Annotated in this window: 11 protein-coding genes; 5 read left to right on the top strand and 6 right to left on the bottom strand. The window is 47.2% G+C overall.

The annotated features are described in order from the left end of the window. The 5 genes from BHV83_RS05770 to porW form a co-directional block, all read left to right on the top strand. Positions 1-350 (top strand): glycoside hydrolase family 88 protein (locus tag BHV83_RS05770; RefSeq protein WP_286756794.1); only part of this gene is annotated, 350 nt, incomplete at its 5' end. A gap of 99 nt (positions 351-449) precedes the next feature. Next, positions 450-1,682, top strand: a complete 1,233-nt coding sequence (locus tag BHV83_RS05765; RefSeq protein WP_122206181.1) for a 3-phosphoshikimate 1-carboxyvinyltransferase — start codon at positions 450-452, stop codon at positions 1,680-1,682. 69 nt (positions 1,683-1,751) lie between these two features. Next, positions 1,752-2,174: a hypothetical protein gene (locus tag BHV83_RS05760; RefSeq protein WP_005644896.1), complete on the top strand. Its 423-nt coding sequence runs from the start codon at positions 1,752-1,754 to the stop codon at positions 2,172-2,174. A 133-nt stretch (positions 2,175-2,307) separates the two neighbouring features. Further along, the gene (locus BHV83_RS05755) at positions 2,308-3,111 is read left to right on the top strand and encodes a metal ABC transporter permease (protein ID WP_005633423.1); all 804 of its coding nucleotides are present in this window, start codon (positions 2,308-2,310) and stop codon (positions 3,109-3,111) included. A gap of 8 nt (positions 3,112-3,119) precedes the next feature. Next, positions 3,120-6,713 carry a type IX secretion system periplasmic lipoprotein PorW/SprE gene (gene porW / locus BHV83_RS05750; protein ID WP_286756793.1) on the top strand — a complete coding sequence of 1,198 codons (3,594 nt, stop codon included), beginning with the start codon at positions 3,120-3,122 and terminating at the stop codon, positions 6,711-6,713. Between the two features lie 62 nt (positions 6,714-6,775). On the opposite strand, the gene uxaC is transcribed toward porW, so the two are convergent. From uxaC to BHV83_RS05720, 6 genes are all read right to left on the bottom strand, one after another. Beyond that, a complete protein-coding gene (gene uxaC, locus BHV83_RS05745) occupies positions 6,776-8,179 on the bottom strand; it encodes a glucuronate isomerase (protein ID WP_129942930.1) in 1,404 nt (467 codons plus the stop codon). Between the two features lie 82 nt (positions 8,180-8,261). After that, positions 8,262-8,930 carry a bifunctional 4-hydroxy-2-oxoglutarate aldolase/2-dehydro-3-deoxy-phosphogluconate aldolase gene (locus BHV83_RS05740; RefSeq protein ID WP_005633416.1) on the bottom strand — a complete coding sequence of 223 codons (669 nt, stop codon included), beginning with the start codon at positions 8,928-8,930 and terminating at the stop codon, positions 8,262-8,264. 47 nt (positions 8,931-8,977) lie between these two features. Further along, positions 8,978-10,021: a sugar kinase gene (locus tag BHV83_RS05735; RefSeq protein WP_005633413.1), complete on the bottom strand. Its 1,044-nt coding sequence runs from the start codon at positions 10,019-10,021 to the stop codon at positions 8,978-8,980. Between the two features lie 80 nt (positions 10,022-10,101). Next, the gene (locus tag BHV83_RS05730; protein WP_122206183.1) at positions 10,102-11,544 is read right to left on the bottom strand and encodes a sulfatase family protein; all 1,443 of its coding nucleotides are present in this window, start codon (positions 11,542-11,544) and stop codon (positions 10,102-10,104) included. Between the two features lie 10 nt (positions 11,545-11,554). Then, positions 11,555-14,089, bottom strand: coding sequence for a glycoside hydrolase family 95 protein (locus BHV83_RS05725; protein ID WP_122206192.1), 2,535 nt, complete (start codon positions 14,087-14,089; stop codon positions 11,555-11,557). Between the two features lie 83 nt (positions 14,090-14,172). After that, positions 14,173-15,876 (bottom strand): RagB/SusD family nutrient uptake outer membrane protein, encoded by a 1,704-nt coding sequence (locus BHV83_RS05720; protein WP_022321538.1) that lies wholly within the window; start codon positions 15,874-15,876, stop codon positions 14,173-14,175. Between the last annotated feature and the right edge of the window lie 4 nt (positions 15,877-15,880).

Raw genomic sequence — 15,880 nt, 5'->3', positions numbered from 1 at the left:
TGATGATGAAAAGTTTAAAAGATTATCAGGATAAAAGTGGTATGTGGAATCAGTTGATTGATAAGGCTGACTGTTGGCCTGAAACATCTGGTTCTGCTATGTTTACCTATGCAATGATTATGGGAGTGAAGAAGGGATGGTTAGATGCTGAAGAGTATGGACCTATAGCTAGAAAAGCATGGATTGCTTTAGTCCCTTATATTAATAAGGACGGAGATGTGGAAGAAGTTTGTGTCGGTACTGGAAAGAAGAATGATCTTCAGTATTATTATGACCGTCCTCGGATTATTGGCGACTATCATGGACAGGCTCCGATGCTGTGGTGTACTTATGCATTGTTGTGTAAATAATGATTGTCGGAAAATTATTACAATAGTGATATCTGGACAATATTAGTGATATCTTCCCAATAATTTCCGTACTTTTGTATTCCATTTTAATGCAAAAGTATGAATTATACAATAAAGTCTCCTGTTTCACTGAAAGCTTCCGTTAAGCTGCCCGCATCCAAGAGTATCTGTAATCGTGCGTTGATACTTAATGCGTTGAGCTATAGTCCGTATGAGATTCGGAATTTGTCGGATTGCGATGATACGGAGGTGATGGTGAAGGCGTTGAATTCGAATGACCGTGACTTTGATATAAAAGCCGCGGGAACTGCGATGCGGTTCCTGACGGCTTTTTTGTCTAAAGTGGTGGGCGAGTGGACGATTACCGGAACGGAGCGGATGAAGAACCGGCCGATTAAGATACTGGTGGATGCGCTGAATGCGCTGGGAGCACGGGTGGAATATATGGAGAAGGAGGGATATCCTCCTCTCCGCATTTTCGGAAGTGCGCTGCAGGGAGGCGAGATTTCGCTTGCCGGTGGGGTCAGTTCACAGTATATTTCGGCGTTGCTGATGATTGCCCCCCTGATGGAGAACGGGCTGACCTTGCATCTTGAAGGGGTTGTCATTTCGAAACCCTATATCAACCTGACATTGCAGCTGATGGAACAATATGGGGTAAAGGCGGAATGGAACGGGCAGACCATTAAGGTAAGACCGCAGGATTATCATCCGATACCCTTTACCGTTGAATCCGATTGGAGTGCTGCTTCCTACTGGTATTCCATGATGGCGTTGTCAAAAAATGCCGAGATTGAATTGCTGGGGCTGTTTAAGAACAGTTTGCAGGGAGATGCCGCCGGAGCCAAATTGTTTGCACAGCTTGGTGTGGGTACGACTTACACGGACCGGGGCGTTGTTTTGAAGCACAACGGGAATAGGACCCAAAAACTGAATTATAACTTCGTAAACGAGCCGGACCTGGCTCAAACCTTTGTCGTGACCTGTGTGTTATTGAATATCCCTTTCCGTTTTACCGGTCTGCAAAGTCTGAAGATAAAAGAAACCGACCGCATCGAAGCGCTTAAGACGGAGCTTCGCAAATTAGGATATCTCCTGACAGACAGCAACAACAGTATTTTGGAATGGAACAGCGAACGTTGTGAACCGCAAGCGCATCCTGTGATCACGACCTACGAAGATCACCGTATGGCGATGGCATTTGCACCTGCCGCCCTCGTGTTGCCGGAAGGGATCGAGATAGCTGACCCGCAGGTGGTCAGCAAAAGTTATCCGCACTATTGGAGAGACTTGAGAACCGCAGGCTTTATTATAATTGACAATGAACAATAGGCAATTGACAATTAGTTGTCGGTGTCTGGAAGTCCATTGTCAATTGCTCATTGTTAATTGTCAATTATTATGTGGTATATTGTTATAGGTATTATCGTATTGGGTGTTGTTGCTGCCATTGCCGGTTATTTTCGGAACCGGAAATTGCAGAAGATGCTGGAACGTGGGGAGATTTCTGAAATCCCCGAGGCACAGGAACTTGTCACTGACGAATGTTGCGGACAGCATGAAACCTGTGAACGCGACAGTCTGTTGGCGGCAGTCAGCAAAAAAATCGAGTATTATGACGATGAAGAACTGGACCGTTTTCGGGGAGTCGAGGCCGATGCATACGATGAAGATGCCGTGAACGAGTTCCGTGATGTGCTTTATACGTTGCAGGAGATCGAAGTGGCTGGCTGGTTGCGTAGTCTGCAACTTCGTGCTATTAATTTACCGGATGAGCTGAAGGACGAAGCGTTCCTGATTGTCGGGGAGCGGCGCATACATTAAGTTTCATAACCATGAAACAAAAGTTCCCCTTGCATGGAACAACAGTTTCATAGGCATGGAACAGGAGTTCCCCTATAATGAAACAGAAGTTTCCTGCCGGGAAACCATAAAAAAGGATATAAGAGGATAGAAAATGGATTTACTTCAATATGGTTTTTTCCAGCATGCCCTTTTGGGCAGCCTGCTGACTGCGATCGCTTGTGGTATCGTCGGGACATATATCGTGTCGCGGCGGCTTGTCTTTATCAGCGGAGGTATCACTCATGCTTCTTTCGGTGGATTGGGGTTGGGGTTCTATCTCGGGATGAATCCGATCTTGATGGCAATGTTGTTTTCCGTGCTCTCCGCATTCGGGGTGGAGTGGGCGAGCAAGACACAGAATGTGCGTGAAGACTCTGCTATTGCCGGGATATGGTCGTTAGGAATGGCATTGGGCGTTATCTTTATTTTCCTGACACCCGGATATGCACCGAATCTATCCGCCTACCTTTTTGGAAATATTCTGACTGTTTCGACGGGAGATATTATCTGGATAGCCGCTTTGGCGTTGTTGCTGGTTATCCTTTTCTCGCTTTTCCTGCGGGAGATCGTTTATGTGGCCTTTGATAGGGATTTTGCACTGACGCAAGGAGTGCCCGTCAAGTGCATAGAATATGTAATGATGTGCTGTATCGCCGTGACGATCGTCCTTTCGATCCGTCTGGTCGGGATCATGCTCCTGATGAGTTTGCTGACATTGCCTCAGATTACCGTAAACCTTTTTACATCAGACTTCAAGAAGATCATTTTCGGAAGTATTGCCATCGGTTTCTTGGGATGTGTGTTCGGGCTCGTCCTTTCTTATCTTCTGAATGTGCCTTCCGGGGCGTTTATTATTCTTGTCCTAGTCCTTTTCTTTTTGATAGTGAAAGCAATAAAAGCGGTTTTAAAGCGTTAAAAGGGGAAATGAAGAAAGGTTTCTACTATATAATCGCATTATTGATTGTCTCTTTGTTTTGGTCTTGCAGTACGAAAAAGAATACCAAGGCAAGTCGCTTCTATCACGCTTTTAATTCCCGCTATAATATCTATTTCAACGGAAAAACATCGTTTGACGAAGCGTTGCTTTCCATGCAGAACAGCTATAAGGAAAGCTATTCCGACATGATACTGATGTACCCGATCAGTGCGCAACCGAAAGACAAGCCCGAAACCGGAGGTCCTTTCGACCGGGCGATCGAGAAAAGCAATAAAGCGATCAAGCTCCACTCCATCAAAGCAAAGCCGCCTAAGAAACCGGGATGGCGCAATGATCCCAAACAACGTGCCTGGCAGGAACAGGAAGAATACAATCCGTTCCTCAAAAAGTGCTGGTTGATGATGGGGCAGGCGCAGTTCTATAATGCTGATTTCTTGCAGGCATCTGCCACTTTCTCTTACATAGCCCGTCATTATGCCCATGATGAAGAAGTGGTGGCCGAAGCCCGTCTTTGGCAGGCCCGCTGCTATTCCGAGATGGAATGGTTCTATGAAGCGGAAGATATCTTAGGAAAACTGAATACGAACGGTATCCCTCGCAAGAACCTGAACCAGTATGCGGCGGTATATGCCGACTACCTGGTGAAGAATAAGCAATATGAAGAAGCGGTCCCTTATTTCAAGACGGCGATCAAGGCAGAGAAGAATCGGCGCCAGCGTACCCGGATGAAGTATTTGTTGGGACAGATTTATGCCGAACAGGATCAGAACGGGCTTGCCTACCAGATGTTCGGACAGGTGATCAAAGCTAATCCTCCTTATGAACTGGAGTTTGCCGCCCGTATCCGCCAGACCGAAGTATTTACTGGCGGCAATTATCAGAAAGTGATCAAGATGTTGCAACGGATGGCGAAAAGCGATAAGAACAAGGACCTGCTCGATCAGGTCTATTATGCGTTGGGCAATGTCTATATGAGCCGTGAAGATACAGTCAATGCCATCAAAAACTACGAGCTGGGTGTGGAGAAAAGCACACAGAACGGTTTGGACAAGGCGATCTGCCAGATCAAACTGGGTGATCTTTATTTCCAGAAGCGCGACTATGTCAAGGCACAACCGAATTTCAGCGGTGCATTGTCCGGCATCCAGAAAGAATATAAAGACTATGAACGGGTATCCAAGCTGTCTGCTATCTTGGACGAGTTGGTCGTGCATGTGGAGGCGGTCCATTTGCAGGATAGTTTGCAAACTCTTGCCAAAATGCCGGAGTCGGAACGGCTTGCCGTGATCGACAAAATCATCGAGCAGGTGAAGAAAGAGGAGGAGGAAGCTAAGGCCCTGGCCGAGAAAGAAGCTTATCTGGCGGAACAGGAGGCAAAAGGGACTGGTATCGACCGTCCAGGAACAGAGACTGGCGGCATCACATTACCGACGACATCCGGAGGTTCCGGTTTCTATTTCTATAACCCGCAGGCAGTATCGCAGGGAAAAGCAGCTTTCCAACGTAAATGGGGACGACGTGCGCTGGAAGATGACTGGCGTCGACGTAAGAAAGAAATGTCCACTTTCAATGAGAATATGGCAGACGAAACTGAGGATGCTTCCGAAGGAGAGGTGGGCGAACTGGCTACCGATTCGCTCGAGGCCGGACTGGAACCTGCTGCTTCCGATGACCCGAAAACACGTGAGTATTACATTCAGCAGCTTCCGTTGACACCCGAAGATATCCAGGCTTCCAATATTATCATAGAAGATGGTCTCTATAACATGGCTATGATTTATAAGGACAAACTCGAGGATATCCCGTTGGCAACCGAAGCCTTTGAGGAACTGGAACGCCGTTTCCCGAAGCATAGTCACCTTTTGGAAAGCTACTACCAGGTTTATCTGATGGCTCTTCGTTCCGGAAACCAAGCGCTCGCTGCTGCTTATAAGAATAAGTTGGTTACGACTTTCCCTGAATCGGATTATGCGGTTGCGATTGCCGATCCGAATTACGAATATAATATCCGGATGATGGACAAGGTGCAGGATTCGATCTACCAGGCGACCTATGCAAGTTACCTGGCGGAAGATACGGTCACCGTTCGTCGTAATTATCGCGATGTCAGTGCCAAGTATCCGTTGGCGGATCTGTTGCCTAAGTTCATGTTCCTCGAGGCGCTGACCTATGTGCAGGCTGGGGATGCTGAAGGTTTCAAAAACGCCTTGAAAGCATTGGTTGAGAAATATCCGACGGCTGATGTGACGGAACTGGCGGGTGAAATGCTGAAAGGTGTTCTGCGTGGGCGTATGATGGTTCAAGGTGGTATTAGGGGAATGAGTTGGAACTTGCGTTTCGGTGTGGGGGATGATGGTATGTTGTCGGCAGCCGACTCGGCACGTGTCTTTACGGCTGAATCTAACACGTCTTACCGGATGCTGTTAATGTTCCCGACCGGAACACTCGATCGTAACCAGTTGCTTTTTGCTGTTGCCGCCTATAACTTTGCCAATTTTATGGTGAAGGAGTTCGATTTGAGTTTTGAAGAAGCCGGTCCGATGAGCATGTTGACGATTCATGGCTTCTTCAATTTGGATGAGATCTTTCATTATTATAAGATGATCTACGGAGCGGATGGCTATGCAACTGCATTGGACAAAAATGTTGCTATTCTTCCGATCTCCGACGACAACTATGAAACCTTGATGCGGGGAAAGACGCTTGAGGAATATGTCGAATTCTTCCAGGAAAACTTCGGTGAGGCCGTTCCTGAACTGGCCGCTCGTTGGAAAGCCCGTATGGCTGCCGAACAGATCAAAGAGGAAGAGGCAAAAGCTGAAGAGGCCGAAGCACAGGATTCTGAAAATATTCCGGAAGAAAAGCCGGAACCTGTCAAGAAGACCGTCCGCCCGAAAGAACAACGCCAGCAGCAGGCTGTAGAAGAAGTTGTTGTACCGCCTGCCGTAAAAGACACGGTTCCGGTAGAACTTCCGGCGGTCGATACAATGACTGTCCGTGAAACAGAAACGCTCCTTCCGGCGGATGTAGATACTGTTTCTGTACAGCCGGTTGTAAAAGATACGGTTGTTCCGGCATCGTCCGACACCGTTTCCGCTGTTGTCACTCCTGTCGAACAACCGAAGGAACTCACGTTGAAAGAGATCGAAGAACTCCGCAAGCGCGAAGCCGATGAAGCTGAAGCTCGTAAGGAAGAAGCTCGTAAAGCTTTTGAAGCTCAACAGAAAGCCGAAAAAGAATTGCAGGAAAAGAAGGCAAAAGAAAACGAGGAACTTCTGAAGAAGCAAAAGGCTGAAGAAGAAGCGTTGCTGAAAGCAAAAGCCGAACGAGAAAAACAGCTTGAACGCGACCGCAAGGCCAAGCTGAAACAGGTCGAAGCCGACCGTAAGGCGAAACTCAAAGCCCGTGAAGAACTGCGTAAGCAGAAAGAACGTGAGTATAAGGAACGCCTGAAGCAAAAGGAAAAAGAACGTAAGCAAAAGGAACGCGAATACAAAGAAAAGCTGAAGGCCAAAGAAAAAGCCCGCCGCGAAGCCCAAAAGGCCAAAGAGGCGGCTGCCAAAGCGAAAAGAAAGAGGTAAAAAAACAAGGGCCGTGTCAAATCTTTGCTGACGCGGCCCTTTATAATTAAGGAAAGTTTCTTTTAGAACTTGAAATATCCTTTCGCATTATTGTAACTGATATCTTCGACCATCTTACCGATGAACGGCAGTTCGGATGCAGGCAGTAGACCGTCTTCCACTTCGCGGCCCAGGATGTTACACAGGATGCGGCGGAAGTATTCATGACGCGGGTAGGATAGGAAACTGCGTGAATCCGTGAGCATTCCGACGAAGCGGCTCAGCAATCCTAAGTCGGACAATGCGTTCATCTGCTTTTCCATGCCGTGAATCTGATCCAGGAACCACCAGCCGGAGCCATACTGCATCTTGCCCGGAACCGTGCCGTCGTTAAAGCTGTAGATCGTTGTCATCAGCAGTTCGTTATCGCGCGGGTTTAGGTTGTAGAAGATAGACTTTGCCAGTACGCCTTCTTCGTCCAAACGGCTCAGGAAGCGAGCTAGCGGAGCTGCGACTTCTGCATCTCCAATTGCATCGTAGCCTGTGTCGGGACCTAATTGCTTAAACATGCGGACGTTGTTGTTGCGGGTTGCACCATAGTGGAACTGTTGTACCCAGTCGCTTTTGGCATCCATAACCGCAAATTCGTACAACATGGCAGAACGGAATTTGTCGATTTCTTCGACTGTCAGTTCTTTCTTCATACGTGCTTTCAGGAATATGGCCTCGATTTCAGCATCCGTATAGGGTTCGGCATAGAATGTAAGTATTCCATGGTCGGACAGGCGGCAGCCTTGTGACGCGAAGAAGTCGTGACGTTTCTGCAAAGCGTCGATCAAGTCTTTGAAGTTGAGGATCGACATGTCGGCAGCTGCTTCCAACTTGGTCAGATATTCGTTATATGTATCGACATTCTCGATTGCCATAGCCTTGTCCGGTCGCCAGGCAGGAAGCACTTTGGTTTTCAGACTGCTTTGGCGGATCTGGGTATGATATTTCAAATCATCGATCGGATCGTCGGTCGTACATACGACTTCCACGTTCATACGTTCCATGATTGCCTGGGCACGGAACTCCGGTGTTTGCAATTTGGCTGTGCATTCGTCGTATATCTCGCGGGCGGTGGACGGATTCAGAACCTTGTCTATGCCGAAGATACGGCTCAGTTCAAGATGGGTCCAGTGATATAGAGGGTTGCGCATGGCATACTGCAGGGTTTCAGCCCATTTTTCAAATTTTTCATACGCTGGTTTATCCCCTGTGATGTATGTTTCAGGTACGCCGTTGGCACGCATCGCACGCCATTTATAATGGTCACCACCCAACCATATTTCCGTCAGGTCGGCAAACTGATAGTTGTCGGCTATCTGTTGCGGGATCAAGTGGCAGTGATAATCGATGATTGGCATTTTGGCTGCGTGTTCGTGATACAGTTTCTGAGCTGTCTCGGACTGGAGCAGGAAATTGGAATCGAGAAAGGATTTCATGATTTATGATTTTAGATTTATGATTTATAGATTTCTGAATTATGATTTATCATCGGCGCATAAATCATAATTCAGAAATCATTTAACGATATTTCTTGATAGTTGCCAGTGCATCGCGGCAAAGTGTGGATATTGCCTCCCAATTGCCGGCTGCAATCATTTCTTTCGGGAACAGCTTGGAACCCATGCCTACGCAAGTCACGCCAGCTTTAAACCAGGCCGACAGATTTTCTTCCGTCGGTTCTACGGCGCCTGTAGCCATGATCATAGACCAAGGCATCGGAGCTTTGATGTTCTTCACGAACGATGGTCCGCCTACGTTTCCGGCAGGGAAAATCTTACACAGGTCACAACCTACTTCTTGGGCGAAACCGATTTCCGAAACGGAACCGCATCCTGGTGTATATGGGACCAAGCGACGGTTACAAACCTTTGCGATTTCCGGGTTGAACAATGGGCCGACAACGAAGTTAGCACCCAATTGCAAGTATAGGGAAGCTGTTCCGGCATCCACGATAGATCCGACGCCTAATACCAGTTCGGGGCATTCTTTTGTAGCGAACTTGATCAGTTCGGCAAATACTTCATGAGCGAAGTCACCGCGATTGGTGAATTCGAATGCACGGACACCACCTTCGTAGCAAGCTTTGACAACCTGCTTTGCGATTTCTACATCTTTATTGTAGTAAACAGGTACCATCCCTGTACTGACGATCGCATCGAGTACCTGCATTTTATTGAATCTTGCCATGATAAGATTTATGATTTCTGAATTATAATTTATGATTGAATTGTCACTTATCTTGAAACTCGTCCGGAAGCATCGCCACTCATCAACTTTTCAACTTCTTCGACTGTCACTTGGTTGAAGTCGCCGTAGATCGTGTGTTTCAAGCAAGATGCAGCGACAGCGAAATCGAGTGCTTTCTGGTCGTCTGTCGTATAAGTCAGCAGACCGTAGATCAAACCTCCCATGAAAGAGTCTCCACCACCTACACGGTCAACGATATGAGTAATGTCGTAACGACGAGACTGGTACAGTTTGCCTTTGGCATAGAGAACGCCGCCCCACGTATTGTGGTTTGCATTGATAGCGCCGCGCAGTGTGATGATCACTTTCTTTGCACGCGGGAATTTAGCCATCAATTGTGTGCAAACGGATTCGAATTCGGCAGCGTTTACTTCACCGTTTGTGGCTGTTACGTCGAAACCTTCTGGTTTAATGCCGAATACCTTTTCCGCATCCTCTTCGTTACCAAGGATTACGTCACAACCTGCAACCAGTTCCGGCATCACTTCAGAGGCCGTTTTGCCATATTTCCACAGATTTTTGCGGTAATTAAGGTCGCATGATACGGGGATACCCATACGGTTTGCCACTTGGATAGCTTCGAGGCAAGCATCTGCCGCACCCTGTGAAATGGCCGGTGTAATGCCTGTCCAGTGGAACCAGGATGCATCTTTGAATACTTCTTCCCAGTTTACCATTCCCGGTTGGATTTCGGAGATAGCCGAGTGAGCGCGGTCATAGACGACTTTGCTGGCACGGGCTACCGCACCTGTTTCCAGAAAATAGATACCCAAACGGTCGCCGCCGTAAACGATGTGAGAAGTCCCTACACCGTATTTACGCAGGTCCATTACGCAAGCACGCGCAATGTCGTTTTTAGGTAAACGGGTTACAAACTCGGTTGCAATACCATAGTTTGCCAGTGATACGGCAACATTAGCTTCACCGCCACCAAAGGTAGCATTCAATTTATCACTTTGACAAAAACGGAGATAGTCTGGAGTGGCCAGTCTAAGCATGATTTCTCCAAAGGTTATTACTTTCTTATCCATATCGATGGTTTATAATGTGTTCAGACCACAAAAGTAGAAGTTTATTTTTAAATAAACATGGAGTGTGCGCGAAAACATAATTAATAACTGAAATTATTCCAGAAAACAGATGTATCATTTGTCCTCTTCTGCTCTTCAGCCATCTTTTCGCGAAGACGCTGGATTGTTTTTTCGTATTTCTTTTGTCCGCTGAGATCGTTCCTCTCCCAAGGATCGTTTTTCAGATTGAATAACTGGGTCGTGCGTTTCCCATTCACATGATATTCAATCAACTTCCAGGTTCCATCGGAAATGCCGCGTTGATTATCCATATAGCTGTAATATAGGTAGTCGCGGACAGGCTCTTTCCCATCTAAGGAAGAAAGTAGACTGATACCGTCTACCGATTGGGGTACAGGTAGTTGGAGCATGTCGCAAAGGGTTGGGAATACGTCTATCAAGTAACATAGGTCTGCGGTCTTTTTACCGGTATGCTGTGCGGCAGCTTTGATCATCAAAGGGACGCCGACGCTATGTTCGTATACATTCTGTTTCCCCATCAGGCCGTGTTGTCCGACTGCCAACCCGTTGTCTCCTGCAAATATGATGATTGTGTTTTCATATAACCCGTTATCTTTCAGAGTTTGGATAATGTTGCCTACGCGTTTGTCTACATGGGAGATCATGGCATAGTATTCCCTGATATGTTTTTTGATTTCATCCGGACGGCGGGGAATAGCAGCCAATATTTCGTCACGTATTTCTAATTCTCCGTTATCGAACGGGTGCTTTTCCATAAAATTGGGTGGAAGTTGTATTTGGCTCTGGTCGTAAAGCTGCATGTATTCATCCGGCATGCTCCGAGGGTCATGGGGAGACATATAGGCTACCGACAAGAAGAACGGCTGGTTTTTATCTTTTTGTTGTTGAATATATTCGACGGCTTCATGGGTGAAAATATCTACGGAATGCTTTCCTGAATACATATATTCTCCTATATCATATTCTACCTTGTTCGATTTTGCCTGGTTATGGATGACCGGACGACGTTTTCCGTAATTCATATCTGCATGGTAATCGTACAAGGGAACATTCCAGTGATCCCACATGCCTCCGAAAAAGATGGCTTTCCCTTCTTTAAAGCAACGGTTCAGGGCTTCATAGCTACTATGCCATTTACCGGTATGGAATGTATTATAGCCGGCTTTCTGAAGGGTTTCACCTATCATCGTGTGCGAATTCGGGATTGTTGCTCCCTGTTTTTCGAGGTTATAAAGATATTTTCCGGTCATTAGCATGGCCCGACTTGGCATACTGACGGCTCCGGATGTACCACCCATGATGTGGGCGTTGGTGAAGACTGTACTTTCTCCTGCCAATTTATCCAGGTTGGGCGTTTGGACTTGTTCTTTTCCTAAAAAGTTCATTCCTGAAGCTCGCATGTCGTCGGCAAGAATCAGAATGATATTGGGCTTTTTATCTGCTGCCAGTGAACTGACAACAGATAAAAAGGAAACTCCGATCAATGATAATGCTTGTTTCATTTCTTCGTGTTTATTGTGTGATTAGATATGTTCCATCTTTTTGCGTTTCGAATGTCGCTTGGAAATATTCTTTACCGTTTGACCGGACCGGGGTGGATGTAGCTATGGTTCTACCGTCCGATTTGACCGTGAATGCTTGTCTGGCACGAAGTGTACAGCTTTTCCCTGACAGCGAATGGATATTGGCTTCTGTCAATTTTCCATTCTTCCAGTTCATCGTAATCTCGAAGTTGCCCCGTGCCTTCAGGCCGGAAACAGAGCCCTCTGCCCATACATCGGGCAAAGCAGGCAACAGATGGATGTATCCGGCATGGCTTTGCAATAACATTTCAACGACACCTGCCGTATAGCCGAAATTTCCATCGATTTGGAAAGGAGGGTGTGCACACAGTAAGTTTCGGAAGAGCCCTCCTCCTCTATGTGCACTGTTTCCGAATCCGACAGGATTGAACAGGTTGGCGATGATCTTGTAGGCGTGGTTGCCGTCTAACAAGCGTGCCCAGCAGTTTATTTTCCAGCCCATCGACCAGCCGGAAGCCAAGTCGCCCCGCAGTTCGAGTGTTTTGCGGACTGCATTGAACAGTTCCGGTGTTTTGTCCGGTGTGATCTGGTCGCTCGGATGGAAACCGTACAAGTGGGAGAAATGGCGGTGTTGAGGTTCCCATTCCTTGAAGTCATATATCCATTCCTGTAGTTGTCCACGCTTTCCGATTTGATAGGGTAACAGGCGTGCTAATTTATCTTTCAATTCATTGCGAAACGATTCATCCAGATTGAACATTTCCGAAGCGGCGATCGTGCGGGTAAAAGTTTCCCGGATAATGGCCATGTCCATGGTCGGTCCCATACTCATGGCTGCCGTTTGTCCGTCTTCCGTGATGAAGCGGTTTTCCGGAGAGACGCCTACCGGAGTCACCAAATGACCGTTGCCATCGTCTATCAGCCAGTCGGCAAAGAACTCGGCGGCCCCTTTCATCAACGGATAGGCCTCGTTTTTCAGGAATGTTTCATCCTGTGTGAACTGGTAGTGTTCCCATAAGTGGCTGCACAACCACCCTTGCACCATCGGCCAGAAAGAAGCTGTCGGCACGTTGTCGTTCGGCAAGGACTCTCGCCAGATGGATGTGTTATGATGGGCCACCCAACCACGGCGGTTATACATATTCCGGGCTGTTTCGGCACCGGAGACAGACAGTTCCCGGATCATTCGGAAAAGAGGTTCCTGGCATTCCGACAGATTGGTGAGTTCGGCCGGCCAGTAGTTCATTTCTGTATTGATATTGATCGTATAGCCGCAGTTCCAGGCTGGAATTGTGTCTTTGTTCCAGATTCCTTGCAAGTTCAAAGGTTGTCCGCCTGGACGTGATCCGCTGATCATCAGGTAACGTCCGAATTGGAACAGGAGAGCTGCCAAGTCGGGATCGGCGTTTCCGGCAAACTGTTCGAGACGTTTGTCGGTCGGCATCGCCTTTTGTTCGGGAGAGGAAAACAGTTCGAAATCGACTCGGTCGAAAAGGGAACGGTAATCTTCCGTATGGCGTTGTTTCAGTGTCTGATAGTCATAGGAAAGGGCTTTTTCCAGAATGCTGGCTGCTTTGGCCGAAGGATCGATACCATCCCGGCTCGGACTTTTGTCGAAACCATTGAAACTTGTTGCCATACTGAGTATGAAATAGACTTCGTCCGTGTTGTATATATGGATACCAGCGTCGGTAATCTCACATTTCCCGTCTTTAGGGAAGACCGGTTTCAACTGGGCTTCGAAAAACATACCTTTCCCGCCGATCTCGTCGCCGTAAAGCATCCGTTTGTCGAACTTGCGTTTGCCGTTCGCATCGTAGAGTTCAGGGTGTTTGTATTGGTCGCCCCATTGTTCGATTTGCTCGAATGTACGCCGTTCCACATAGCCGGGAGCCTGTCCGTGCAGGATCAGACGGTCGTCAGTCCCTTTTTGCAGGGCTGTCGGATGAGGTGATGTGAAATCGAGCGAGATGTCGATGCCATTCGGTGTATCGCTTTTCAGATGCATGACGATCACGTTGTCCGGATGGGAAGCGAATACTTCCCGTTCGTATTTCACTCCGTTTTGTTTATAGACTGTTGTGGCAACCGCATCCGAGATGTTTAATGCCCGTTTGTATCCGGCAGCATCTCCCGGCTTGTTGTTTTGGATATGTAGGTCTCCGAACGGTTGGTAATATTGGTGCAGGCGTCCCAGCCAGTTCTTGCAAACCAGGTCGGAAGCTGTCTTGTATTTTCCGGCTTTCATCAGCCCGACAACTTTGTCGAACATCTCCGGTGTTATTTTCACATCTTTGAAAACGACTGACGGTTCCCCGCTGTATAACGTGTTTTCATTCAGTTGAAGTTGTTCTTTCTCAACTCCTCCGAAAACCATTGCTCCCGCATGGCCGTTCCCGATGGGGAGTGCCTCGTCCCAGTTTTGGGCAGGCTTGTCGTACCACAAGGTGAGTGGTGCTTTTGAGGGTGTTCCCGTGCACGCGGCCAGCAACAAGAATGAGATCAGATAAGAAATAGTGCGCATATACATGGTATTTTTAAGATTATACAAAAAAGTGTCCAGATGCAAAGATATGCCATCCGGACACTTTAAAGATTTAAAATGAATTAATATCCCGGATTTTGTTCGATCGTGGCATATACATTCCGTTCGATTTCCGAGTAGGGGATTGGCCAGAGATTATGATAATCCTCTATACTCATGCCTGTTCTAGGGTTATATCTTCGGTTCCTGTCGGCAAGTTTACCCATACGACATAAAGTCAGCATGCGGAGTTCTTCGCAATACAACTCGCGTAGGCGTTCGTCCAGGATATAGTCGATGTTTACTTCTGCCGGTTGTGCCGGATCGGCATTTGCACGACTACGAACCGTATTGACATCGGCTGCCGCTTTTGCCTGGTCACCCTTGTTGACATACGCTTCCGCTCTCAGTAGGTAGGTTTCGGCAAGGCGGAACAAGTAAACGTCTTTATAGGAGCCGTTCGCACTGTTGATTACCAGATGTTCGCCGAAAGGAGTCATCAAAGGATTACCGTTTGCGTCTTTCTGGTAGAATTCTTCGGGGAAGTTGTTAACACGAGAAATCTTTGTCATCAGCGGATACCACTGGCGGATCGAGTCAAGCTGTTTGTAATAACCGTCTTTTACCAGCCATTGCCCGAAAGCCGGAGATTCCGGATTATCGATACGCACGTCGCGGATGATGTTGTATTCCGAGTTCCGGATGTCGTTTTCCGAACCTTTGGACCAAATATCATTGAAGAAATGGCTGGTCGGCTGGATCCAGCCGATACCACGTCCACATTTGCCATCCGTCACTCCTAAGAACGCTGTTGTATTGACTTCCTCACCTGCCTCATTTTTAGCCGTTATTTTGATATTCTGGTAGTAAGGGATAAAGCTGAATGACGCATTGTAGTCCGTGTTGGAACCCGGATTTAGGTAATCATATTGCAGCACCCATAAACTTTCTTTGTTACCGCTACCCCTGTTTTGGTTGTTCAGCCGGAACAGATCCCAATAGACATCGCCGGCTTCGTTCTGACGTGAACCGAAACGGTTGGTCATAAGTGCCATTTCCGGATGGTCAATTACGGCACTTGCCGCTTGTATCGCCTCGTCATATAAGCCTAAACAGATGTTGACTTCTGCCAACAGGTGTTGTGCGACCTGCTTACTTAGCTTTCCGTCTTTTACCGATTCGATATTAGGAAGCAAAGAAACAGCTTCTTCCAGATCTTGTTTGATTTGCTTATAAACTTCTTCCCGGCTTGCCCGTACATAGTCGCGGCGAGGAGTCGTGATTTCTTCCAGAATCAAAGGGACGCCTCCGAATAGATTGGCTAGCATACGGTAAGCATACCCTCTGAACACCAAAGCTTCTCCTCTGATTACCTTTTTATCTTCGTCATTTACCTGGCTGGCATTTGTTAAACGGTTTAAAATAACGTTGGCATTGGATATGACCGTGTAGGATTCTTTCCAAACCTCTTTAGGTACGGCAAAAGTCGGTACCATCACGTTTTTATAATCATTCAACTTTGCCGGCTTATAGTAATCGGTTCCGTTGAAAGCAAAATCTGTTGCATAATAGAAAGCGAAGCGGGTGTCCATTGTCATCTCGCAAACCTGATATCTTACACGGTTATACAGGTAGTTTAACGATGATTGGAAATGAGCGCTTGTCTCCATTGAATTCTCCGGCGAATAAAAATCCAGAGGTTTTTCCTTCAAAAAGTCGTGCTCGTCGCATGAAGAAAAGGAGGCGAATGCCGCTAAAAGCATAATGCCGTATTTGATTGATTTCATATTC

It is taken from the genome of Parabacteroides sp. merdae-related_45_40 (assembly GCF_001915675.1).
This window is presented reverse-complemented; position numbering and strand designations above follow the sequence as displayed.

What these genes read in the sequence shown, in the direction of transcription:
- porW (WP_286756793.1), top strand. Translation starts at nt 3,120, where the DNA reads ATGAAGAAAGGTTTCTACTATATAATCGCATTATTGATTGTCTCTTTG.
- BHV83_RS05760 (WP_005644896.1), top strand. Translation starts at nt 1,752, where the DNA reads ATGTGGTATATTGTTATAGGTATTATCGTATTGGGTGTTGTTGCTGCC.
- BHV83_RS05730 (WP_122206183.1), bottom strand. Translation starts at nt 11,544, where the DNA reads ATGAAACAAGCATTATCATTGATCGGAGTTTCCTTTTTATCTGTTGTC.
- BHV83_RS05720 (WP_022321538.1), bottom strand. Translation starts at nt 15,876, where the DNA reads ATGAAATCAATCAAATACGGCATTATGCTTTTAGCGGCATTCGCCTCC.
- BHV83_RS05740 (WP_005633416.1), bottom strand. Translation starts at nt 8,930, where the DNA reads ATGGCAAGATTCAATAAAATGCAGGTACTCGATGCGATCGTCAGTACA.
- BHV83_RS05755 (WP_005633423.1), top strand. Translation starts at nt 2,308, where the DNA reads ATGGATTTACTTCAATATGGTTTTTTCCAGCATGCCCTTTTGGGCAGC.
- BHV83_RS05735 (WP_005633413.1), bottom strand. Translation starts at nt 10,021, where the DNA reads ATGGATAAGAAAGTAATAACCTTTGGAGAAATCATGCTTAGACTGGCC.
- BHV83_RS05765 (WP_122206181.1), top strand. Translation starts at nt 450, where the DNA reads ATGAATTATACAATAAAGTCTCCTGTTTCACTGAAAGCTTCCGTTAAG.
- BHV83_RS05725 (WP_122206192.1), bottom strand. Translation starts at nt 14,089, where the DNA reads ATGCGCACTATTTCTTATCTGATCTCATTCTTGTTGCTGGCCGCGTGC.
- uxaC (WP_129942930.1), bottom strand. Translation starts at nt 8,179, where the DNA reads ATGAAATCCTTTCTCGATTCCAATTTCCTGCTCCAGTCCGAGACAGCT.